The organism is uncultured Desulfosarcina sp., assembly GCF_963664155.2.
GTDB lineage: Bacteria > Desulfobacterota > Desulfobacteria > Desulfobacterales > Desulfosarcinaceae > Desulfosarcina.
In genome coordinates this window covers 646,686-668,176 of sequence record NZ_CAXXXH010000002.1, presented here as the reverse complement: position 1 = coordinate 668,176, position 21,491 = coordinate 646,686, and the positions used below count along the sequence as shown (strand labels likewise).

Sequence of the window (21,491 nt, the reverse complement as noted above, 5' to 3'; positions counted from 1 at the left end):
CGCTCCTTCTGGTCAACACTCGAGAACGGACTGAAATGGCGATACCCCTGACCGTATACATTCTGGCTTTTATCTTCGGCGCCTGCATCGGCAGCTTTTTGAACGTCTGCATCTATCGCATACCGGCCGCCTTGTCCATCGTTCATCCGGGCTCGAGCTGCCCACGCTGCAAAACGATGATTCCCTTCTACGACAACATCCCCATCCTCAGCTATCTGCTGCTCATGGGAAAATGCCGCAGCTGCGGAGCCTCCATCGCTATCCGCTATCCCTTGGTGGAACTATTGGGCGGGCTCTTCGCCCTGGCCTGCACCCTGTCCTTCGGCCCTACGATTCATGGGCTGGTCGTTTTCGCCTTCATCGCGACCCTGACTGTGGTGACCTTTATCGACTTGGACCACCGGATTATACCGGACTCAATTTCACTGCCCGGGATCCCGCTTTTCTTCCTGGCCGCCATGGCTGTCCCCACCATCACCTGGCGCGCCAGCGCCATCGGCATAGTGGCGGGTGGCGGAAGCCTTTTCGTTGTCGCCTGGGTTTACCAGCTGATTACAGGAAGGGAGGGCATGGGTGGCGGAGATATCAAGCTGTTGGCCATGATCGGCGCCATGATCGGTTGGCAGGGTATCCTGTTCACCCTTTTCGCCGCATCGGCCATCGGCACCCTCGTTGGCATGCTGGCCATGATCCGATCCGGAAAGGGCATGAAACTGGCCATTCCCTTCGGCCCCTTTCTGGCCATGGGCGCGACCATCTACCTGTTTTTCGGCGAAGCCCTTATTTTCTGGTATGTCAATCTGCTTGCTTAGGCTGAATATCCACGGTCGTCAGTTTTCAGGACACTGGCCTATTGCATGGAAAAAAGATACGTACGCAGATTTACCTTCTTTCCTTTGATGCCGAGTCGATCACGGATGGCGTATCGATATCCTTCGACTGTCCGGGCAGAGATGCCGAGCAGGCGGGCGATCTCCCTGGCCTTTTTCCCTTGTTTGACCATAGTGGCCACCTTGATCTCAGTCGGGGTAAATCCCAGATAATCGAAGGAAAGTTTGCGACTCAACGGTGAAACGATCTCGTTGAGGTTGGAGTCCAGAATCTCGAGATAGGCTTTTTGCTTGGCGTCCAGCCCACTGCGCTTCATCTTGTTTAAATAGGGTCGAATCAGGGATTTGACATTATACAGGACCTTTTCCTCCAGGGTCTTGCGGTCTTCGTCCCGCTTTTTCAACAGCACCTTAAGTGCCGTGTTAACCTCGGAAAGACTGTCGGTTCGAGACTCCAGTTCACGACCCTTGGCTGCCAGCGCCTCCTTGCTTTCCATCTGTTCGGTAATGTCGAACATAATGCCATTGACGTAGCTTTCCTGCGAGCCGTTGACGCAGGTAGCGATAACATGCATCCAACGCCACTGGGAAAGAACGGGATGAAAAATCCTGAACCGATGGTTGAATTTAAAGTTTGTGTATCCTTTGACGAAGGCGTAACGCAAGGCTTTGCGATCATCCGGATAAACCATAAACCATCGATTGACCTGCTGCGATGGTGTGATACCGGCGATATCTTTTGCCGAAGGGCTAACAAAAATCACCTTTAACCGCCGGGGACGGACCGGACTCGCCTGAAGCCGGAAGACGGCAAAATCAGAAGCGGTCTCCATGAGCAGATGCTGGCTGGCACGGCTTTCTATCAGGTCTTTCTGGATTTGCCGCTCACGAGTGATGTCCCGACCGCAACCGACGGTGCCGATCATCGCCCCTGATTCATCCAAAAGGGGTGCCTTGTGGACGTCCAGAACCAGATATTGCCCGCGAACCAGTCCGTCCTCAACAAACCGCATGGCTTTTTGCTTGGCTTTAACAATCTCGTCCGAATTTTCACACACTTCGCCAAACGTATGGCGCTGGCCGTTCGCCCGCTCCATTTTCGCAAAGTAGACGTCATTTTTGCCAACCACCGCCTCGGGGTGCTCACACATGAGCAGTCGCTTGCACAGGGCACGGTTGGCAAACAGGTAGCAGTTTTCCATATCCTTTGCCCAGATCATATCCGGAGCATTATCGGCAATGCGCCGGATCAGCTTGGCCAACGCATCGTAATCCGCCAGCTGCTGGGCAACCGACCGGGCAAGCTGCCGGTTTTCCGCCTCGAGGGTTAGGATCCGCTTCAACAACTCATCTCGATTCATCGTCTTTCCTGGTGCCATGTCATCCCCGCTCTGCTGGATAGCGCCGAACCGACGTTGCCGGTCAGGCGATGCCGATAAATTCGAAATTCATTTTGGATTGAAACTTCTCCACCCGTTTAAAGATTTCCTTCAGCATGGTTTGTTCGATGTGGGTTAATTTTTTGGGATTGATGTAGTTGTCCGGTTTTTTATTGTCGTCCATAACCGCGGTGATCTGCCTTACAAACCGCAGCTGCATGAGAAAGCTGTATGCCTTCTCCAACTCTTCATATTCCTGAAAGGAAATGATTTTCTTGATCCTGAGCTGATCGAGGCGTTCTAATGTATTGGTTTCATCAATCCTGTTTTTGAGGGCATACACGCGCGCAAAATCAACGATGGGGGTCATGGCACTTTTAATATCGAATGCATTGCGATGCCGACCTTTGGACTCAACGACAAAATTGCGGAAAAACCCGAGGGGCGGCTTGAAATTGAGGGCATTTTCGGTCATGTGCCGAAAAAAACCGGACCACCCCTCAAGCGATGCGAACAGATGCCGTCGCAATTCGGCAATCAGCGAGTCTTCTCCAAACCCGCCCCGGAAATCGAAAAAAATACTGGCCTGAAGGAGATCCTCGGCTTCGGCGGCGTGAATCCAATCCTTGAAATAGGTCTTCCATTGGCTGAGGGGTTGACACCATTTTGGATTTTTGGCCATGACCCCACCCGTACAAAAATCGTAGCCGGCCTGGTTCAACAAGGTGCAGGCAATGTCACCGAACTTTCGGAAATAGCGGTCTACGGAATCAGCGGCAGCAGGCTGCGGATCCTGGTAAACGATGGCGTTGTCCTGATCTGTTTTCAGGGTCTGTTCACCTCGCCCCTCACTGCCCATGATCATGAACACGAACGGCACCGGCGGAGGCCCCATTTCATCCAGGGTCATGGACATGAGCTTGTTCAAAATCGTGTCGGAAACCGTCGTGATAAAGCGAGTCACGTTTCTGGCTGTAGCCCCGTTGTGGATCAAGCTTCGCACCAGTCCGGCCAACTGAAGGTGCTTTTCAATGATCTTATCCATACTGGGTGCAAGCTGAATTTCGCGAAGTAAAAACAACGGGGACTGCCCCTGATAGGTTAGAATATCCTTGGTGGACAGCATGCCGATGATGTTTTCGTTCAGGTCTACGACACCCACATGCTGAAAATCCTCCTCCATCATGGTCATCATGGCCTCAAACACCAGCGCTTTCTCTGAAATCGTTCGAAGCGGCGCCGACATGATGCTGCCTACGGGCTCGTCTACGGGATATCCGCGCGCAATTACCTTTCGGGCAAAATCCTTTTCGGTTACGATGCCCGTTTGATCGGGATTGGTGGAACGGATGAAGGCATAACTGCTCTGCTGGTGAGCCATGGCAATGGCGGCATCTCGAATGGATACATCGGCGTCACAGAATATGGGATTGCGTGAAAAGATCTGAGATAGGGGTTGATTAAAAAACTGAAGGCTGTCTTCTTTGGGCTGCAGGGTTTTGGCAATGATCGCCGCATAAGATCGACTGAGCATCCTTTTCCCGAAAGTATCGGAAAAAAAATCAGAAAAGGAGCTATTTTTTTGGCAGATATCGAAAAACACCTGGCTGGGCAGCAGACAAAATGTGGAATCTTCAACCACCTCCATGGTGCGTACCGACAGCCCGTCATTTAAAAGCATGGAAATGCCGCCATAAATATCCCCTTCGGAAAGAATCCCCCGCATGGTCTTCTCACCGTTTTCTTCATAATACCGCTCTGCGGCACCTTTCTGAAGAATGTACAAATAGCCGACCCGGGTTTTTCCCTGGACAAACAGGACGGTTCCTTTAGGAAAGGAAACGCGGGAGAGTGATCCGGCAGCGCGCTCGATCTCTTCTTCCGGCAGAAAGGTGAAAGGATCGATACCGGACAAAAAGAGGCGCGCCTGACCGGCCCGGGTAATAGCGTCTAATGATGTGTCAAATATGTTCTGGCTGAAATTAGCTAGAAAATATTCATAAAAAGCCTTGTTTTTGGTGCATACCTCCATGATGACGCTGTCAGGGATGGAAATGGCATCCACATCGGTATCCGCTATTGTCGTCCTCAGGGACATGCCTGCGTTGAGCATCACCGATATCCCGCCGAATACTTCGCCCTTTTTGATGTATCCGGCGAGTTCCGGTTGCCCCTTTTCTTCCTGATATAACGAGAGTTGGCCCTTCATGATCACCAGCACATTCTCGATTCTGGTTTTTCCCTGAACCGAAACCGGATGTCCGTTGGGCAGATGAATGAAGGCGGCCTTGGAGACGACCCGTTTGAGTTCATCCTTGGTAAGAAAAGAAAAATGGGGCATTGTTGAAAGAAAGCGAAAGATATCCGGTTTCATCGGGTCATCCCTTTGGAAAAAAGAAAAGGGTGCTGAGTAGCTCGGAAGCGATTTTTTTTCAGACGTTCACAACGCGAATCCATGGCCGACGTTGAAGACAATTAAATCATCAACCCCCGTCAATGTCAACTTCCGGATAGTGTGATATCATTTTATTCAAGGATGTTATACAAGCTTTATCACACCAGTGGCAACCCGGCGCAGGCTTGTGTCAACGATTTCCGGTCGCCTTGGCCGACCTGCTTCATCGGGTTGCCAGCAAGCCAACAATTTAAGATATGTGTGTAGTTGCTACCAACAATGCCGAACGAAAAAAAGGAGAACTGACTCGAACCCGCGCCATCCACGGAAAGGGTTAGATGGCGCCGGGAGGAATGGTAATTTGCTCAAATCCGGATATTTTAAAGCAGCTGGGTCATTTTCTGGGCGATGGCCCGAAAAGCTTCGGAAACCGGGGAATCCTTGTGCTGCTGCTGATAGGAAACACCGGCGTCGCCACATTCCACCATTTTCTGGTCGAAGGGAATTTTTCCGAGGAAAGGAATACGGGTGGCAATAGCGGTTTTTTCGCCGCCGCCGGATCCGAAAAGGTCAATGACCGACTGACAGTGGGGGCAGGCAAACCCGCTCATATTCTCAATTAACCCAAAGATTTCCATTTTGACAATTTTGCAGAAGTTGATTGATTTTCTGACATCCGCCAGGGACACTTCCTGGGGGGTGGTAACGATGATGGCCTTGGCATCGGAAATCGTCTGAGCAACGGTCAGCGGTTCATCGCCGGTTCCTGGAGGGGCGTCGATGAGCAGAAAATCAAGGTCACCCCATTCCACATCTCCAATAAACTGTTGGATGGCGGAGTATTTCACCGGACCTCGCCAGATGATAGCCTCATCTTTAGTGGGTGTCAGGGCCTCGATGGACACGGCGCCCAGGTTCTTCGAATAGCGCATGGGGGTAAGTTTCCGGTTGGGGCCCAGATCAAGCATTCCGGAAAGTCCCAGCATCCTGGGGACATCGGGACCATGCAGGTCCACATCCATGATTCCCACCTTATGGCCCATGCTGGCCAGGCTCAGCGAAAGATTCACTGAGGTGCTGGTTTTTCCGACGCCACCTTTGCCGCTCATGATCATAAATTTATGTTTGATGCGGCCCAGTGCCCCCTTGATATCGGCGTCTCTTTTGGCCTGAGGATTGGTCTGCTGCTTCGCTGTTTCCATACTATTTTGAATTTGTACCATATTTTATCTCCGCATCGGCCTGTCCGCCAATAACCATTCACAAGACCGGCACCCGACGGGTGCTTTCGAGAGGCGATTCAGTCGAAACGTCTCGGAACCGGTCCGATCAATTATTCACTCAGGCAACGGTGAAAGTCATCCTGCCCGCATCCGGGGCAGTTTTCCGGCCGACCCGTACCTAGCGGTTCATCCCACTGATGTTGGCATTTTCGACATAAAAAATGGCGTTTTTCTTCAACCATTTTGTAGTTTCCACCATCGATTTTGATGGCTTTTCCGTCAATCAGTGCATCAGCTACCGTTTGCCTCGCCTTGTGAAGGATTCGTCCGAATGTCGCCCGTGAAACCCCCATACACTGCCCGGAATCCTCGTGGGACAATCCATCCAGATCGGCAAGCCTGAGCGCTTCCCGTTCATCTACTGTAAGACACACCTCTTCGAGGTCAACCATGGGGATGCCCCGAGGTTTGAAAAAGCTGATTTTTGGGTTGAATGCCACGAGTCGGTCTTTTCTGGGTCTTCCCATAAGTCCTCCAATAAAGCATATACGTGGTTAAGAGCGGTTATTCTTTCCGTCTTGCGATGTCTGGCCCATTCCCAATTCCCCACGGCGGCAAAGGTTTTCAATGAGCGATAGCGTTACATGATGCCGGCAACTTTGAAAGCGGCAATATGGTGGTGTTTATTTCAACCAGGCGGAAGTGATCGGCCCCGCTCAGCTTTTCGTGTCAGCGGGAACGATTGGGACCGGCGTTCGAGCCAGGAATCTCCGGCGGTTCCAATTTGGGGTTGACCCGGGTGAAATACTCACGGGAATCTTTAACGAAAAGCCAGTAGGTGCCCACGATCGTACACAACACCACAGTCACGCAAAGTACGGTTGAAATTTTATTATGGGGAGTAACGGAAAAATAAAAAAAATCATTGAGTACAATAAAAATGTTACCCACCACCACCAGCGCCCGGGCCCATTTTTTAATTAATAAATGGAACAAACATAAACTTAAACTGACAACCGCCATTTTCATTATATCTTTGTCCGAACCCGCTACCGCCTCCTCGGCCCAGAAAAGCGAATAGATAAAGACTGGATGGCAAATCCAAGCTATCACCAGGATGGCGACGCTTTTTTTAAAACTGGCGGGAGATGCCCTGAAACGGGCAATGTAATCATTCATAGCACACTTTTTTCTCCATCGGGTTAACATCGCTGTGGGATACACGGCACAGGGGGTGCGTTCAATCGTCCGGTGAACTCACCGAAAGCGTCTGCCCCACATGGATCACCGCCTTTTCAGTCAGTTTATTGATGGATCTTAGTTTTTCCACCGACAGGTTGTACCGCCGACTGATGCTGAAGAGGGTATCCCCGGCAACCACGGTGTGGGTCTTCGCGGTTGCCGCCGCCTTCTTGACCGGCGACGGACTGACCGGCGCAACCGGCGATGCGGGCACATTTTCAAGACTGCCGATCTTTTTCAAGGTTTCGTCGGTTTTCTTTTGCAGGGCATCCAGACTCATCGCCAGGTGGTCCATTCTCAGGGACATGGACGCTTCCGACCGATCAAACCGGGTTTTAAACGTTTCAAAAGACTTGGCCTGCTCCCAAATGCGGGTGACCTTTTCATCCACCCCATCGACCTTTTCCAGCCGCTGCTCCAACTGTTCAATTTTCTGTTCCAGTGCGCTGATGCGCGCCAGATCAGTGGATTCGTTGATGTTTGAAAAAAGAAGCAGCACCAGCAGCACGACACCGGCAACAACGGCGATGCCTATCCCCCAGTAAAGATAGCGTACCGGATTGCCGGAAAGAATGGCCGCCTTCTTCAAGCCTTTTTCCTTAAAGGATGAATAGCCGTCATCTTCGTAATAGGGATCACTTTTCTCTGGATTTGCAGCTTCGCCACCACCCGTATCTTTCCACTTCATTGCCGTGCCTCCACAGCGTCCGTTGACTTGATTGTGAGGGTTTAATAAATGCCCAATGAATTTACCTCTCTATAAACCAAAAGGGTAATTGACATCAACCCCAATTCCATTGTTTTTAGCTGGCCGAAACCATCGCCCCGATTATGCAGGCAACCTTCCCGGGGCTGGTAGCAATCCGGATAGATGCTTCAGTCACTCTGCCTTTGGCAACGCTTCATGATTTTTCATAAACTCCAAAAAGATGAACCGAAATCATTTCACCTGTTGTTCCAGCAATTGAAAAAAAATCGGCAAGGCGATGACTTTCGGTGAACAACATCCATTCCCCTTCCCGGATAAGGGGCCTTGCCCGTATTGACGTATTGACCTGTCCACGCCATTCAACTATGGTTGGTTTACCTTTTTCATTTTACCTGCAGGGGACACCGATGCCAGATCACTCCCACCGCTTTATCGAAGATTTTGATGGATTTATCGGATTCGGCCTCAATCGTGAATCCGACATGGATGCCATAACCTACTATCTCCAGAAATTCTCGGATGACCAGCTGATGGCCCTGCTCAGAAAACGGCTAACGAACGAAGAATGTCAGGCCATCTTTGATTTGCTTTCAGGTCTGTTGCGAAAGCACCTCACGGAACCTGAATACCATCGATATTTTTTGAAAGATCACTCCAACCAATGACCCCATGGAAAGACATGCTCACTAACACCCAACTGAAACGTTACGCCGACGTCTTGCTGTGGGGACTGTCGACCGCGCGCAGCAAGCCCTTTAAAAAAGGCGATGTGGTATTGGTCCGTTTTAATCTGGACGCCATTCCTCTGGCGGAAATTCTCGAAAGCAGACTAATGGAAATGGGGTTGAATCCGGTGCGCCGACTGAACCCGACCCCGATGATGGAAAAGAATTTCTTTGGTCTGGCCAACCGGCGGCAACTGGTTTTTAACCCACCCGGGGAAGCGGAGCTTTACCGGAATCTCAATGGTTCCATTTTTCTCCACGCCCCGGCGTCGATCACCCATTTGAGTAACGTCGATCCGAAAAAAATCAGCCGGTTTACCCTTTCCAAGAAATTTTTGCGGGATATCCTTGAGGAACGCGAACAGGCCGGACTTTTCAGTTGGACCCTGTGTATGCTTCCCACTGCTGAACTGGCCCACCACGCCGGTCTGGCCGATGAAGACTATGCCAAACAAATCGTCAACGCCTGCTTCTTAAACCGGCGCGATCCGGTGGAACAATGGAAAACGGTATTTAGAAATGCCGCTGAGATTAAACGGTGGCTGAACAGCATGGCGGTAAAATACTACCAGATCGAGTCTGCCACGGTTGATCTTATAATCACCCCCGGCGAGAAGAGACAATGGATCGGCATCTCAGGACACAACATCCCCAGTTTTGAGTTGTTTGTCTCTCCGGACTGGCGGGGGACCAGCGGGTTGTATTATGCCGATCAGCCCTCATACCGCAGCGGGAACTTGGTCAAAGGCGTGCAGCTGACCTTTAAAAAAGGGGTGGCTGTGGCTGTTAAGGCCGAATCCGGCGATGATTTCGTTAAAAAACAACTGAATATGGACCGCGGCGCGTCACGGATCGGTGAATTCTCTTTGACCGACAAGCGCTTTTCAAAAATCAACCGGTTTATGGCCAACACCCTGTTCGATGAAAATTTCGGCGGCCGTTGGGGTAACTGTCATGTGGCCCTTGGCGCCAGCTATGCCGATACCTACCGCGGGAATGTACAATCGCTCACCAAAGAAAAAAAAGCCCGACTGGGGTTCAACGATTCGGCGCTTCACTGGGACCTGGTTAACACCGAAAAAAAGCGGGTGGTGGCGCACCTGGCTGACGGTCGCCGGACGACGATCTATGAAAACGGATGTTTTAACTATTAGGCCACAGAGCGTCTGTTCAGGAAACCCTGCAAGTCAACTTTTTGGCGGTTTCCATGAGGCAGTCGAGTTGAAAGGGTTTGGGCAAAACCTGATCGAACATGTGGTTGACCAGTTTCCACGGAGTGCCGGACATTCCGATGACCGGCGTGCGATGGCGCGATGAATGACGGATGTGATCGACGACCCGGTTGCCATCCGTTTCCGGCATGCAGATGTCGGTGATGACCAGATCGTATCTGCCCGCATCGAACTTATCGATCCCCTTCCTGCCGTTTTCCGCGGTCTCCACCGAATAGTTCATGCGCAGAAGAGCCTGTTCGACAAGTGAGAGGATCATCTGTTCATCATCAATCACCAAAACCTTGCACATGGGCGACACCTGAATGGGGGCTTTTCATTTATTGGATTGGATCGGATTGATCCGTTCGTAACTCAACAGGAGGCCTTTGTCAACATTATATGGTATCTTCTGATTGATTAAAAACAATATATGGTATAAATTCGATATTTGAAGAACCTCGCAGCAAGCTGCGAGGAATCTTCTACCGTAAGGGATTCTGTCTATTTTTTTGGTTCGCTCCCTAACCCCGCCGCAAGCGACGGGGAATGCGCTCGCTGTTTCGGTTCAAAAGGGTCGCTTAATTGTCACCAGGCGTTTTCCGATATCCGGTGTTAATGGTAAGAATGCCAAAAAAGCCCGGCAAGTCATTGCCGGGCTTTTTTGGGGGTCTCCGGAAAATACCGATCCCGCTATTTATTTTAAACCTTATATTTTCCAAAATCCTCGGGAGAGAGTTTTTCAAGATATTTGGCCCACTTCTTCCCCTCTTCACTCTCATCCAGCACCTCACCGGTAGCCTGGCCGGCCTGTGATTTTTCCATCACCCGCTCATCAACGAAGATAGGCGCATGAAAACGCAGGGCCAAGGCGATGGCATCGCTGGGACGGGCGTCCATGGTAAAAGAACGCTCTTGCGAAGCAAAATGGATCTCCGCGTAGAACGTGTTTTCCTTAAGGTCGCAAATGTCGATCCGGTTGATATGGACGTTGAGTACCTGGGTCAGATTCTTAAACAAATCATGGGTCATGGGGCGGTCAAATTGAATATCCTGAAGGGCCGAGGCAATGGATGTGGCCTCCAGCAACCCGATCCAAATCGGCAGGGTCTTGTCCCCTTCTTCGGTTTTCAAAAGGATAATGGGAGTATTTGACGCAGGATCCATGGCCAAACCCGCGATGTTTACCTTATGCAGCAATGGTCGTCTCTCCTTTTCCCTGTGCGTCGTTCATCGGTCCGCGAATCAGCCGTCCCCACAGCGAGTGGGCGTATGCACCTTCTATCATTATATCCGCAAAGGCCCCTGTCAACAGTTCTTTCTTCGCCAAAAGGACCTTGGGAACGGCAAAATGAATGATGTGGTTGGATGAGGAACGACCGGTCCATTGGATCTGAGGGGCAGCAATGGCCGGGTCATCAGATCTAAGGCCCCGGCTGGGGCCTTCCACCAGAACGCGGAGGGTCCGGCCAACCATGGCCTGGTGCTTCTCCCGTGTGATTCCATCCTGAAGATTCAGCAATGCCTGAAGTCGCTCCTTCTTAACGGATTCGGCAATTTTGCCGGAAAAGGCAGCTGCCGGAGCGCTGGGTCGATCAGAGTACATGAAGGCAAAGAGCCCGTCGTAGCGTATGGCTTCAATCAGGTCCAACGTGGCCTGAAATTGACGGTCCGTTTCACCGGGAAACCCCACGATAAAATCCGAGGTGATAGCGATATCCGGGCATACGGCCCTGAGTCCGGCGATCTTCTCAAGGTAGGCGCTGCGGGTATACTTGCGATTCATGCGTTTCAAAATTCCATCATCACCGGACTGCACCGGCAGATGGATGTGGTTGCACAGTTTTTCCAAACGGCCAAAAGCGTGCATCAGATCATCGGAAAGATCTTTAGGATGGGAGGTAGTGAACCGAATCCGATCCAACCCGTCGATATCGTTCACTCGCGCCAGTAATTCGGCAAAACTGCAGAGTCCTTCCTTGTTTCCATAGCTGTTGACATTCTGGCCCAGCAGGGTCACTTCCCGGATCCTTTGCGCCACCCGTGTCCGGATCTCTTCGATGATGCGGTCCGGATGGCGGCTGGACTCCCGTCCCCGAACATGGGGTACGACACAATAGGTACAGTAGTTATCGCACCCCCTCATGATGGTGGCAAACGCCGATACCTGACCGTCGGTCACCGGACCGGTCACCGGACCATCAACGTCGATGGTTTCCGACAGCCTCACGTCCACGATGCGGCACCGGGAGGATTCAATACGCCGAACCATTTCAGGAAGGCGGAAAATCGCATGGGTTCCGAACACCAGATCCACATGGGGCATTCGCTTTAAAATTGCCTCACCTTCCTGTTGGGCCACGCAACCGCCTACGGCCACAATCAGCGACGGGTTGGCGATTTTAATTTTGGCCAGACGCCCTAATAAACTGAAGGCCTTTTGTTCCGCTTTTTCACGAATGGTGCAGGTATTGACAATAGCCATGTCCGCCGTTTCGATGGCATCGGTTCCGGTATATCCCAGAGGCGCCAGCACACCGGCAATCTGATTGGTGTCATACACGTTCATCTGACAACCGATGGTGCTGATATGAAGCAGTTTCGACTTCATTAAAAAAAGGTTCCCTTCTGTTCTCCGGCCATCTACCCGTTTCCACCGGCCGGCCATTTGCGTGTATCATCCGTTACGCCGTCAGAACCGGCAGGGCCAACCGGAGTCGCCTCTATGTCGCCGGCAAGGCTGGTCATGATGCCGTCCACCATGGCTTCACAGCCCGACGCGATGGTGACCTGAACCACGGCCTGTCGGGGGTCCAGGGTGGACATAACGGCCATATTGTCATAAGCTTCAAGGATAAATTTGACAAATCCGATCTGGCGCCGGTCCACACGGTAGAAGCGTGTAATCGTTTCCACTGTCCCCTATCACCTGGCCTTTCCCGTTGACAACCCATAACTTGCAAAGATGCCGTGAGTGGCCGTAAACGTGTTTCGTCCTTGTTCGCATTCAATTAATAAGATATGCCCCCTCCATGGAAAAACAATGGCACCTCCTCAACCCGGACCCGGAAATCATTCGTTCCCTGTCCCATCAGCTTCCATGCAGCCCTCTCATCGCCAGGCTTCTGGCCATTCGGGGCATTCGATCCAAGGTTCAGGCAATCCGATTTCTTGACCCTTCCCTAAGCAGTCTGACCTCTCCATTGGAACTGGCCGGCATGGAAGAGGCGGTTCAGCGAATCCAGCGGGCCCTGGTGAATGACGAAAAAATTCTCGTCTTCGGCGATTACGATGCCGACGGCATTACCGCCACAGCCGCGCTCACCGCCTTCCTCAGACGCTGCGGCGCACAAGTCAGCTATTACATCCCCCACCGGATTGTCGATGGCTACGGCTTGGGCAGCGATTTCATCAAAAACCGGGCGATAACGGCCGGTGTCGACCTGATCATTACCGCAGACTGCGGTTCGGACAGCAACGATGCCGTATCTCTGGCCCGGCAGGCCGGCATCCATACCATCGTCACCGACCATCATCCGGTTGCCCGACTTCCCGGTGATGCGATCGCCGTGATCAACCCCACTCGGCCGGAATGCCATGCCCATCTTGCTCATCTTGCGGGTGTCGGGGTGGCCTTTTACCTGATCATTGCCCTGCGCACCCACCTGAGAAAAACAGGAATCTGGAAATACCGCCGCGAGCCCAATCTGAAACAGCTGTGCGACCTGGTAGCGGTGGGTACCATCGCCGATGTCGCTCCGCTGATCAGCGAAAACCGGGTACTGACCACCGCCGGCCTTCAACAGATCAACCAGGGGGCAAGGCCCGGCATAGCCGAATTGATGCGCATGAGCGGCTCCACGGACACACCAACGGATGCGGAAGCCATCGCATTCAGGCTGGCCCCCCGTCTCAACGCGGCAGGCCGCCTGGTTCATGCCCGTATGGCTTGCGAGTTGCTGCTCACCGAAAACAGACAAAAAGCCGCCCACCTGGCCAAAGCCCTTTGCCGGCTCAACAATCGGCGCCAATCCATGGAACACGACCTGCTGGAACTCATCCAGGACCGGTTAACGCGCTCACCTGACCAGATGGACCGACCGGTTCTGATGATAGACGGCAACCATTGGCACGAGGGGATACTGGGCATTGTCGCCTCTCGTCTCACCCGACAGTTCAATCGGCCCGCCGTCGTGATCAGCTCCCGGAACGGAATGGGCAAAGGTTCGGCCCGCAGCATCGACGGCATCGACCTGTCGGCCGCCTTGAAACAGTGTTCGGATCTTCTGGATCGTTTCGGCGGACATCCCCTGGCGGCGGGACTCTCGCTCCACACATCCAATATCGCCGCCTTCAAGAGCCGCCTGGAATTGGTAGTGGGTCAGATGACGGCAGATCGTGATGTTCAACCAACCCTGTCCATTGATGCCCACGTTCCCCTTGACCATATCACGCCGGAACTGATGAACAACCTGGAGCGTCTCGAGCCATTCGGTCAGGGAAATCCTTACCCCCTGTTCATGGATACCGGGGTCCGCGTACACGATAGTAAAACCGTCGGTGATCGCCACCGCCGGATGGTTCTGGAAAGCGGGTCCGGGAATGGAGGAAGATACCCGGCCATTCAGTTCAACGCCACGGGCGAGCAGTTGCAGATGGACCAAATTAAAAGAATCGCCTATCGACCTCAATGGAATTACTGGAACGGAAGAAAAAGCCTTCAACTCCTTGTCGAAGAAACCGACCCGGGATCCTGATAGTTGATTGATCCCCATGGTAAACTGGTAACCGCCTTTGTCTGCAACCCCTTCGCATTGATTTTTAAATCGACACTTTACTTTTTTTTGCTTGCAATGGTCCGGAGATCTTTTTTATAAAGAGGCAGTCAGAAGGCGGGTCCCAATTCCATTAACAACAGGTGAACATCCATGGCAAAAGTTTTCAGGCCCAGCAACCGTGAGTCAAGTATTCTTTCCAGAATCGAATCTTCTAAAGAGCATGCCAAACGCACGGCAATCAATATCGTGAGGGATGACCCAACCCGGTTCGCCAATCCTATCGCCATGAAACTGGTGGAAGAACATTTGGTGGAGACCACTAATAAAAATGCTCTGGAAGAACAGATTCTTAAATGCCTCGATACGCTGTGCCATGCCGATGAATTTGACGTGGACTACCAGATCGCGCCCTTCAGGAACCTGGTCCAGCAGCCCAATGTGGTCAGCCTGTTTGTGACCGCCTTTGTCATCGAAAAACTGATCAACCACAAATCGGTGGTGGACATCTTCGGCTCAGACGCCGACATCTACCTCTGTGTCCACAAGCAGGTTGCCAAGCTTCTTCCCTGAAGGGAATCATGGGTCCCAGCTTTCTCCCCCGATTGGTCAACGGTCCCTTTGACGATCCAGCCTTGTTCGTCTCCTTTCGATACCAAAACCGGGCCATGCTCTTTGATCTGGGGGACATTGCGTCCCTGCCCGCCCGAGATATTCTCAAGATCACCCACATTTTTATTTCCCATACCCACATGGACCATTTCGTGGGGTTCGACCGACTGCTGCGCATTTTTCTCGGCCGGAACAAGGACATTTTCCTGTGGGGCCCGCAGGGTTTTCTGGCAAACCTGGAGGGAAAGCTGGGCGGCTATTGCTGGAATCTGGTGGAAAATTACGAAAACCGGTTTACCCTCCACTCCGTCGAACTGCATCCGGACCGGGCCATCGTCCAAAGCTACCCATGTCGCAACGGCTTTTCGGCCGATGGCCCGGTCCGGGAAATGCCCTTTGACGGCATTGTCCTGGCTGAACCGGCCCTGACGGTAAACGCGGTTCATCTCGATCATGGCATCCCCGTTTTGGGGTTTGCCCTTCGCGAACAATTTCACATCAACATCATGAAAGTGCCGCTGGAACGACTGGGACTGGCACCGGGCCCCTGGCTGAATCACTTTAAGGCCATGCTCTATCGCGGCGTTGACCCGGGAACGCCGGTGGACATCCCATCACCCAAAAATCCCGGCACCAACTTGACGTTTGCTTTGGGCGAACTGAAATCGGCCATTGCACGCATCACACCGGGCCAGAGCCTGGCATACATTGCCGACGCCGCCGGGATCGAAGAGAATTTCAATAAAATCAAAAAACTTGCAGGCGGTGTGGATCATCTTTTCGTCGAAGCGGCTTTTTCGCATGTTCATGAGGACATCGCCAAACGAAAACGGCACCTCACCGCCCGTCAGGCCGGCGAACTCGCCCGTGCCTGCCGGGTAAAGCAGTACAGCCTGTTTCACTACTCCCCCCGCTACACGGATTGTCCAGACAGGCTTGAAGCGGAAGCGGAAAAAGCCTTTGGTCAGCAGCCTTCAATGCACGCGTGATCACAAACCGGCGGCGCCCGCCGGCACCGGGGGGGCTAATGTTTCCTGAATCCGGTAGAGGGAATCCCGTCTTGCCGGAATAAAACCGGCCCGCTGAATGATGGTGACGACATTGTCGATAGTGGCTTGACGCTTGTGGCCGGCCTCTTTGTGGACATGTTCTTCCACCAGCACTCCGCCAAAATCGTCAGCTCCGGCCAGAAGCCCCAGTTGCCCGGCTGAAATGCTTTCCGAAAACCAGGATGACTGAATGTGGGGGAAATTATCCAACACCAGCCGGGCCACGGCGATGATTCTCACATATCTGGCCGGGTGGGCCTGATGTCTCACCTTTTTGGCCAGTGGTGTCCGGCCCGGTTTGAAGGACCAGGGGATAAAACTGGTAAACCCCGAGGTGAGATCCTGAAGGTTGCGCAACCGGAGGAGATGCTCAACGATGTCTTCATCGGTTTCCACATGGCCGAACATCATGGTGGCGGTGGTTCTGAATCCGATGCGGTGGGCCTTTTCACAAACATCGAGCCACTGGTCGGTGGTGGCTTTACGGGGAGCAATGATCTTACGGACCGGTTCGGTGAGGATCTCCGCACCCCCGCCGGGTATGGTGCGAATACCGGCATCCCACAGCATCTCCAGCACGTCGGTAACGGAGCATTTCTCCTTCCCGGCCATGAAAGCGATCTCCGCCGGGCTGAATGGATGGATGTGCACTTGCGGACACACACTCCGGATGGTCGCAATGTAGGCCTGCCAGTCTCTGAGACCGACTTTTGGATTATGGCCGCCCTGCAGCAGCACCGTGGTCGCTCCTTTTGCGGCGGCGGTTTCCACTTTTTCCGCCACCTCCAGCGGGCTGAGCAGGTAGGCATCTGTATCTCCGTTTTTCCGGCAAAAGGCGCAAAAGGCACAGCCGGTGACACAAACATTGGTGTAGTTGGGGTTGGTGTCCACGACAAAGGTGACCGTATCGTTCGGAAAGCGACGGGTCCGCTCCTGGTGCGCAAGATTCATCAACTGCCCCATCGGCAAATCGCCAAGCAGTTCCAATGCCTGGCTGCGGTCGAACCGTTCTCTTTTTTCCTGTCCTGCCATTGTTTTTGCCATTTTCTTCAGCCTGGAGCGTCCACGTTGGTTGCGGTTTGAAAAAGCGGGCGTTGGCCCAGTTTTTCAATTTGCCTGAAAAAAAGCTGCTGACCGAGGATGTCACGCTCGTCAAGGCACCGTCGGATGACCTGGAAATAACGCCGTATGATTGCTGGAGCGAGATCGAGAGTTGCGGCTGCTTCCGGGATGGCCTGCTCAACCAATGAGGGCTCACGAACCTTAAATTCGTCCAGCCAGGAGGAGATGGAGGATTTGATGGATTCGGAAGCGTCTCTTCTCATCACCCACCTGGCGAAGACAAAGGGAAGTCGATGGAGGCCAAACCATTGTCGCGAGAGATCGGAGACAAATAATCGTTGCGAGTCCCCCGCCGTCTGGCCTTTGACCAGGGCCCGGTCACCGATCAGCAGTTCGCCATCCGGGACCTGACCGTCGGCGGCAATATGCGGCAGCCGGCTGAACCCGTGGACCTGCCCCAACAGCAGGTACAGCAGCCGGACGCTCGATGCCGACTCCCCGGTGATTCGAATGGTTCTTGGAGCGTGCATGTCGTCAAAGGGAACACGTGAGAAAAAAAGCACACTCATGGATTCACCTTCGGCGGCAATGCCGAAGCGTCCTACCATTTCCACCACCCCGTCCAGCGCCGCCAGCCCGCCGACCGGTATGGCGGCGGCAACGACCTCACCGGACAGAAGCGCCTCGATGCTCGCCCTGGGCACCAATGGCACGAACCGGCATCCGCGGGGGGCGCCCAGTTGCCGGTAAGGAGCCATGTTGGTATAGGGGATCATGGCCACCGGAACGGTCACTTTTCTCCTCCTATGGGTGAGAACTTGCCGTCTCGTTCCACCGGCAGGAATCCGGCCGTACGAATGGTTTCCAGCATGTTGTCGCGAGCGAGCCCCACCGGGGTTGCTGCGCCGGCCAGGTGAGCAATTTTCTCTTCGCTGATGGTGCCGTCCATGTCGTCTGCCCCCCAAGTCAATCCGGCCGCGCCGGTTTCCAGACCGGTCATGGGCCAGTATGACTTCAAATGGGGGATATTGTCCAGCACCAGCCGGGAGATGGCCAGCACCGAAAGCGTTTCCAGGGGAGTGGGCCCGTTTTGGATAAAATTGCCTGCGCCCGGCTGAAAAGGAAGCGGTATAAAGCAGGAAAATCCACCCGATTGGTCCTGGGCACGTCTTAAAATCAGGAAATGGTCGATGCGCTCGTTCCACGTGTCGCCGAACCCGAACAGCATGGTGGCGTTGGTGGGTATCCCTTTGCCATGGGCCAGCTGGTGAATGCGCACCCAGCCGTCGGGGCTGGTCTTGTTTTTCCAGTGCTGGCGGTATAGCCGGTCAGAGAAAATTTCCGCACCCCCGCCGGGCATGGCGTCCATGCCGGCAGCCTGAAGCTGATCCAGCACCGTCGATTCCGACAGACCGGACGTTTTGGCAAAATAATCGATTTCAACGGCCGTGAAGGCTTTGATATGCAGGTCCGGATATCGATTGCGCAGGGACCGGACCAGTTCCAGGTTTCGCTTAAAGGGCCAGATCTGGTTCAACCCGCCGACAATGTGGACTTCTGTGGGTCCCAGCCGTTCCACCTGCTCGAAGATCTCCGGTTCTTCCAGCACATAGGCATGGGGGGCATTTTTGGAGGCCGCGTAATTGCAAAAGGTGCAGCCGCTGCCGCAGATGTTCGTGGGATTGATCTGCAGGTTGAATACGTAGGTGGCCTGCCGGTCAAACCGCCGTTGACGGTTGGCCAGGGCCGCCACGCCCAGCCGGTGGAGGCGGTCCGGGGTGATGGCTTCGGCCAGGCCATAGGCCTCTTTCCGGGAAAGCCGCTCACAGCGGGATCCTTTTTCCAGTGCCTTCTCAAAGAAATCATAGCCCATAGTAAATGGTACCTAATCTGATGTTCAGAAATCGGGTAAACCGAGGATCTTCCACATGCGGTCCACCCGTTTTTCCACGTCCGGATCAAATTGAACGGGCTTGGGATACCCTGATTTCCAGCGGGCGTCAATGGCAATAGGAAAATCGAAAATCAGCCGGTTCCCTGCAACTGTCCGGCCGGCCGGATAAAGATCCGCCAATGGATCGAAACGGGTAAACCAGCCCCAGAGCATCAGGATCCGGTCGTTTAACGGGACATCTTCAGACACGATGACGTGAAACAGGTAATCCCGGGCCGCTGCATCACGGATCAGGGCCTGGCGGACAGTTTCGATATCCCGGCAGGTATTTTTGACCTGGACCATTAAAAAGGCCGGCCCCAAGGTGGCCGTGCCGCGCACATCCGGATGAAGATCATCGGGGTCGGGGACATGCCGGGGTGCTTCGCCGCGTAGAGGGTTCCCATCGTCGGTGGCCATGAGGATCAGCCGACTGCCGCTGTTCATGGCCGGCCCGGTGAAGTCCAGGGTGTCCTGGGCGGTGGGGGCGAGCAGGTGAATCCCGGTTTTAGCGTCCAGGTGGTGCCACAGGGCTTGGCTCACGGCCGCCATATCCCTCACATTCACCTGGTGGTCCACGGTGATCATCACCTTGGTCAGAGAAACCTGCCCTTCTCCGAGCATCCCCAGGGTATGTTTCAGGGCCTCCTTGGGATAGCGCTCGGCCACGGACATCACGGCCAGGGAATGAAATCCGGCTTCCGGATAGGCCCACAGATCGGTGACCGCCGGCCGGATCATCTTCAGCAGCGGCAGGGTCATCTCCTGAAGGGCTTCGCCCATAAAGAAATCTTCCTGGACCGGCTTGCCCACCACGGTGGCCGGAAAAATCGCATCTTTTCTCGCCAACATCCAATTCACCCTGAATACCGGGTAATCGGCGGCATGGGAGTAGTGGCCGAAGTGGTCGCCGAACGGTCCTTCCCATTGCATGTCTCCGGGGGTCACCGTACCTTCCAGGACAAATTCCGCCCGGGCGGGGATCCGGTGGCCGGTGGTCTTGCGGGCGATCACATCCAGTGGTCGATTCATCATGTAGGCGGCCAGCAATCGCTCGTCGATGCCTTCGGGAAGCGGGGCCACGGCCGCGGCGATCAGGGATGGCGGACCTCCCAGTACCACACTGACCGGCAGGGAACGGTTCATGGAGGCGGCCTTGTGGAAGTGGAATCCGCCGCCTTTTTCGATCTGCCAATGCATGCCGGTGCTGCGACCATCGAAGCGCTGCAGCCGGTAGATGCCTAAATTACCCGTGCCGGTTTCCGGATCCGTAGTGTGAACCAGCGGCAAGGTGAAAAAGGGGCCGCCGTCATCGGGCCAGCAAGTGAGCACCGGCAGTCGGTTCAGATTCGGGGAATGGGAAACGGTTTCCAGGATCGGCCCGTTGACTACCCTGCGCAACCGAGCCGTGGAAAGGGCCAGCAGATCCCGGCGGGATTTGACGATGCCCGTGATACTCGGCGGCATCAGGGTTCTGGAGAGCCGGAACACCCGTTCGCCCAGCTCAGCCGGATCGCCGCCAAAGGCCAGGCGGGTTCGCTGTCGGGTACCGAACAGGTTGGTGACAACGCGGTAGGGAGATCCCACGACGTTTTCAAAAAGAAGGGCCGGCCCCTTGGCAGCCATCACCCGGTGTTGAATGAGGGTCATCTCCTGATTGGGGTCAACGCGAACATGAATGCGGGCCAGCTGTCCGGTCTGTTCCAGGTGGGCAAGGAATGCACGCAGATCGACAAAACTCAATGGATGTCCTCCCACGTTCGGGCAGGACTGCGGCCCAACAGGGCAAGCACCCGATCCACGTAGGCGTCCAGCAGATCATCCATGGACACGGTTTTCGGGTCAGTACCGGCAAACATGAAAAAGGGCGGGCTCATGGGCATGATCACTGCGCCGGAGGCTGCTGCGCGCCGAGCATTCTCCAGATCAATCAAGGTCAGCGGCGCTTCACGCAGGCAGAGAATCAGCGGACGGTGTTCCTTGAGCTGGCAGTGGGCCGCCCGAGTGATCAGGCTGTCGCCCAATCCGGCGGCAATCTGGGCCAGGGTGTGCGCCGAACAGGGCAGCACCACCATCCCTGCGGTCGGAACCGACCCCGAGGAGAGAGGCGCGTAGAGATCATCGGATCTAAATACCCGTTCCGCATGGGTTTCGATGGCTTCAAGACCGCCGCACTCGGTGCCAGCGACGTTCCTTCCCCACCGGCTGGCCACCAGGTCAATTGGCCAAGGGGATTTTTCAACCAGCAACCGGGCGCCGTGGATGCCCGATGCTCCGGTGATTCCGAGAATCAGATGGGGCGTGTCCGCTTTTTCCATTTTTTGTCGCTCCGTTCGCTTTGCCGAC

The 21,491-nt window shown here is 54.1% G+C and carries 21 protein-coding genes; 6 read left to right on the top strand and 15 right to left on the bottom strand.

Annotation, left to right across the window (positions count from 1 at the left end):
• The first annotated feature begins 35 nt into the window (after nt 1-35).
• Nucleotides 36-812, top strand: coding sequence for a prepilin peptidase (locus ACHZBS_RS27150; RefSeq protein WP_319409663.1), 777 nt, complete (start codon nt 36-38; stop codon nt 810-812).
• Between the two features lie 38 nt (nt 813-850).
• On the opposite strand, the gene ACHZBS_RS27145 is transcribed toward ACHZBS_RS27150, so the two are convergent.
• From ACHZBS_RS27145 to ACHZBS_RS27120, 6 genes are all read right to left on the bottom strand, one after another.
• Nucleotides 851-2,191 carry a LuxR C-terminal-related transcriptional regulator gene (locus ACHZBS_RS27145; RefSeq protein ID WP_319409662.1) on the bottom strand — a complete coding sequence of 447 codons (1,341 nt, stop codon included), beginning with the start codon at nt 2,189-2,191 and terminating at the stop codon, nt 851-853.
• Between the two features lie 61 nt (nt 2,192-2,252).
• Nucleotides 2,253-4,583 carry a DUF294 nucleotidyltransferase-like domain-containing protein gene (locus ACHZBS_RS27140; protein WP_319409661.1) on the bottom strand — a complete coding sequence of 777 codons (2,331 nt, stop codon included), beginning with the start codon at nt 4,581-4,583 and terminating at the stop codon, nt 2,253-2,255.
• Between the two features lie 401 nt (nt 4,584-4,984).
• Nucleotides 4,985-5,827 carry an Mrp/NBP35 family ATP-binding protein gene (locus ACHZBS_RS27135; protein ID WP_319409660.1) on the bottom strand — a complete coding sequence of 281 codons (843 nt, stop codon included), beginning with the start codon at nt 5,825-5,827 and terminating at the stop codon, nt 4,985-4,987.
• Nucleotides 5,828-5,937: 110 nt separating this feature from the next.
• On the bottom strand, nt 5,938-6,354 hold the full coding sequence (locus ACHZBS_RS27130; RefSeq protein ID WP_319409659.1) for a DUF134 domain-containing protein: 417 nt from the start codon (nt 6,352-6,354) through the stop codon (nt 5,938-5,940).
• 202 nt (nt 6,355-6,556) lie between these two features.
• Nucleotides 6,557-7,006 carry a hypothetical protein gene (locus tag ACHZBS_RS27125; RefSeq protein WP_319409658.1) on the bottom strand — a complete coding sequence of 150 codons (450 nt, stop codon included), beginning with the start codon at nt 7,004-7,006 and terminating at the stop codon, nt 6,557-6,559.
• 61 nt (nt 7,007-7,067) lie between these two features.
• A complete protein-coding gene (locus tag ACHZBS_RS27120; protein ID WP_319409657.1) occupies nt 7,068-7,757 on the bottom strand; it encodes a LysM domain-containing protein in 690 nt (229 codons plus the stop codon).
• Nucleotides 7,758-8,065: 308 nt separating this feature from the next.
• On the opposite strand from ACHZBS_RS27120, the gene ACHZBS_RS27115 reads away from it, so the two are divergent.
• Nucleotides 8,066-8,443, top strand: coding sequence for a hypothetical protein (locus tag ACHZBS_RS27115; protein WP_319409656.1), 378 nt, complete (start codon nt 8,066-8,068; stop codon nt 8,441-8,443).
• 14 nt (nt 8,444-8,457) lie between these two features.
• Nucleotides 8,458-9,657, top strand: a complete 1,200-nt coding sequence (locus tag ACHZBS_RS27110; RefSeq protein WP_319409655.1) for an aminopeptidase — start codon at nt 8,458-8,460, stop codon at nt 9,655-9,657.
• 16 nt (nt 9,658-9,673) lie between these two features.
• Here the strand turns inward: ACHZBS_RS27110 and ACHZBS_RS27105 are convergent, their stop codons facing one another.
• The 4 genes from ACHZBS_RS27105 to ACHZBS_RS27090 all read right to left on the bottom strand — a co-directional run bounded on the left by ACHZBS_RS27105 (nt 9,674) and on the right by ACHZBS_RS27090 (nt 12,630).
• The gene (locus tag ACHZBS_RS27105; protein ID WP_319409654.1) at nt 9,674-10,027 is read right to left on the bottom strand and encodes a response regulator; all 354 of its coding nucleotides are present in this window, start codon (nt 10,025-10,027) and stop codon (nt 9,674-9,676) included.
• 389 nt (nt 10,028-10,416) lie between these two features.
• Nucleotides 10,417-10,914 (bottom strand): bifunctional nuclease family protein, encoded by a 498-nt coding sequence (locus tag ACHZBS_RS27100; RefSeq protein WP_319409653.1) that lies wholly within the window; start codon nt 10,912-10,914, stop codon nt 10,417-10,419.
• Nucleotides 10,904-12,325: a tRNA (N6-isopentenyl adenosine(37)-C2)-methylthiotransferase MiaB gene (miaB, locus tag ACHZBS_RS27095; RefSeq protein WP_319409652.1), complete on the bottom strand. Its 1,422-nt coding sequence runs from the start codon at nt 12,323-12,325 to the stop codon at nt 10,904-10,906. The genes ACHZBS_RS27100 and miaB overlap by 11 nt, the downstream gene beginning before the upstream one ends.
• A gap of 32 nt (nt 12,326-12,357) precedes the next feature.
• Nucleotides 12,358-12,630, bottom strand: coding sequence for a DUF4911 domain-containing protein (locus tag ACHZBS_RS27090; protein WP_319409651.1), 273 nt, complete (start codon nt 12,628-12,630; stop codon nt 12,358-12,360).
• Between the two features lie 116 nt (nt 12,631-12,746).
• Between ACHZBS_RS27090 and recJ the strand changes: the two genes are divergently transcribed.
• From recJ to ACHZBS_RS27075, 3 genes are all read left to right on the top strand, one after another.
• A complete protein-coding gene (gene recJ, locus ACHZBS_RS27085; RefSeq protein WP_319409650.1) occupies nt 12,747-14,471 on the top strand; it encodes a single-stranded-DNA-specific exonuclease RecJ in 1,725 nt (574 codons plus the stop codon).
• 171 nt (nt 14,472-14,642) lie between these two features.
• Nucleotides 14,643-15,062: a hypothetical protein gene (locus ACHZBS_RS27080; RefSeq protein ID WP_319409649.1), complete on the top strand. Its 420-nt coding sequence runs from the start codon at nt 14,643-14,645 to the stop codon at nt 15,060-15,062.
• Between the two features lie 8 nt (nt 15,063-15,070).
• Nucleotides 15,071-16,090 (top strand): MBL fold metallo-hydrolase, encoded by a 1,020-nt coding sequence (locus ACHZBS_RS27075; protein WP_319409648.1) that lies wholly within the window; start codon nt 15,071-15,073, stop codon nt 16,088-16,090.
• Here the strand turns inward: ACHZBS_RS27075 and mqnC are convergent, their stop codons facing one another.
• The 5 genes from mqnC to ACHZBS_RS27050 are packed head-to-tail and all read right to left on the bottom strand — an operon-like array spanning nt 16,091 to nt 21,463.
• Nucleotides 16,091-17,194: a cyclic dehypoxanthinyl futalosine synthase gene (gene mqnC / locus ACHZBS_RS27070; protein ID WP_319409647.1), complete on the bottom strand. Its 1,104-nt coding sequence runs from the start codon at nt 17,192-17,194 to the stop codon at nt 16,091-16,093.
• A gap of 5 nt (nt 17,195-17,199) precedes the next feature.
• On the bottom strand, nt 17,200-18,006 hold the full coding sequence (locus tag ACHZBS_RS27065) for an MqnA/MqnD/SBP family protein (protein ID WP_319409646.1): 807 nt from the start codon (nt 18,004-18,006) through the stop codon (nt 17,200-17,202).
• A complete protein-coding gene (locus ACHZBS_RS27060; protein ID WP_319409645.1) occupies nt 18,003-19,085 on the bottom strand; it encodes a CofH family radical SAM protein in 1,083 nt (360 codons plus the stop codon). The genes ACHZBS_RS27065 and ACHZBS_RS27060 overlap by 4 nt, the downstream gene beginning before the upstream one ends.
• 24 nt (nt 19,086-19,109) lie before the next feature.
• On the bottom strand, nt 19,110-20,888 hold the full coding sequence (locus ACHZBS_RS27055; RefSeq protein WP_319409644.1) for a UbiD family decarboxylase: 1,779 nt from the start codon (nt 20,886-20,888) through the stop codon (nt 19,110-19,112).
• Nucleotides 20,885-21,463 carry a UbiX family flavin prenyltransferase gene (locus ACHZBS_RS27050; RefSeq protein ID WP_319409643.1) on the bottom strand — a complete coding sequence of 193 codons (579 nt, stop codon included), beginning with the start codon at nt 21,461-21,463 and terminating at the stop codon, nt 20,885-20,887. The genes ACHZBS_RS27055 and ACHZBS_RS27050 overlap by 4 nt, the downstream gene beginning before the upstream one ends.
• Nucleotides 21,464-21,491 lie beyond the last annotated feature (28 nt).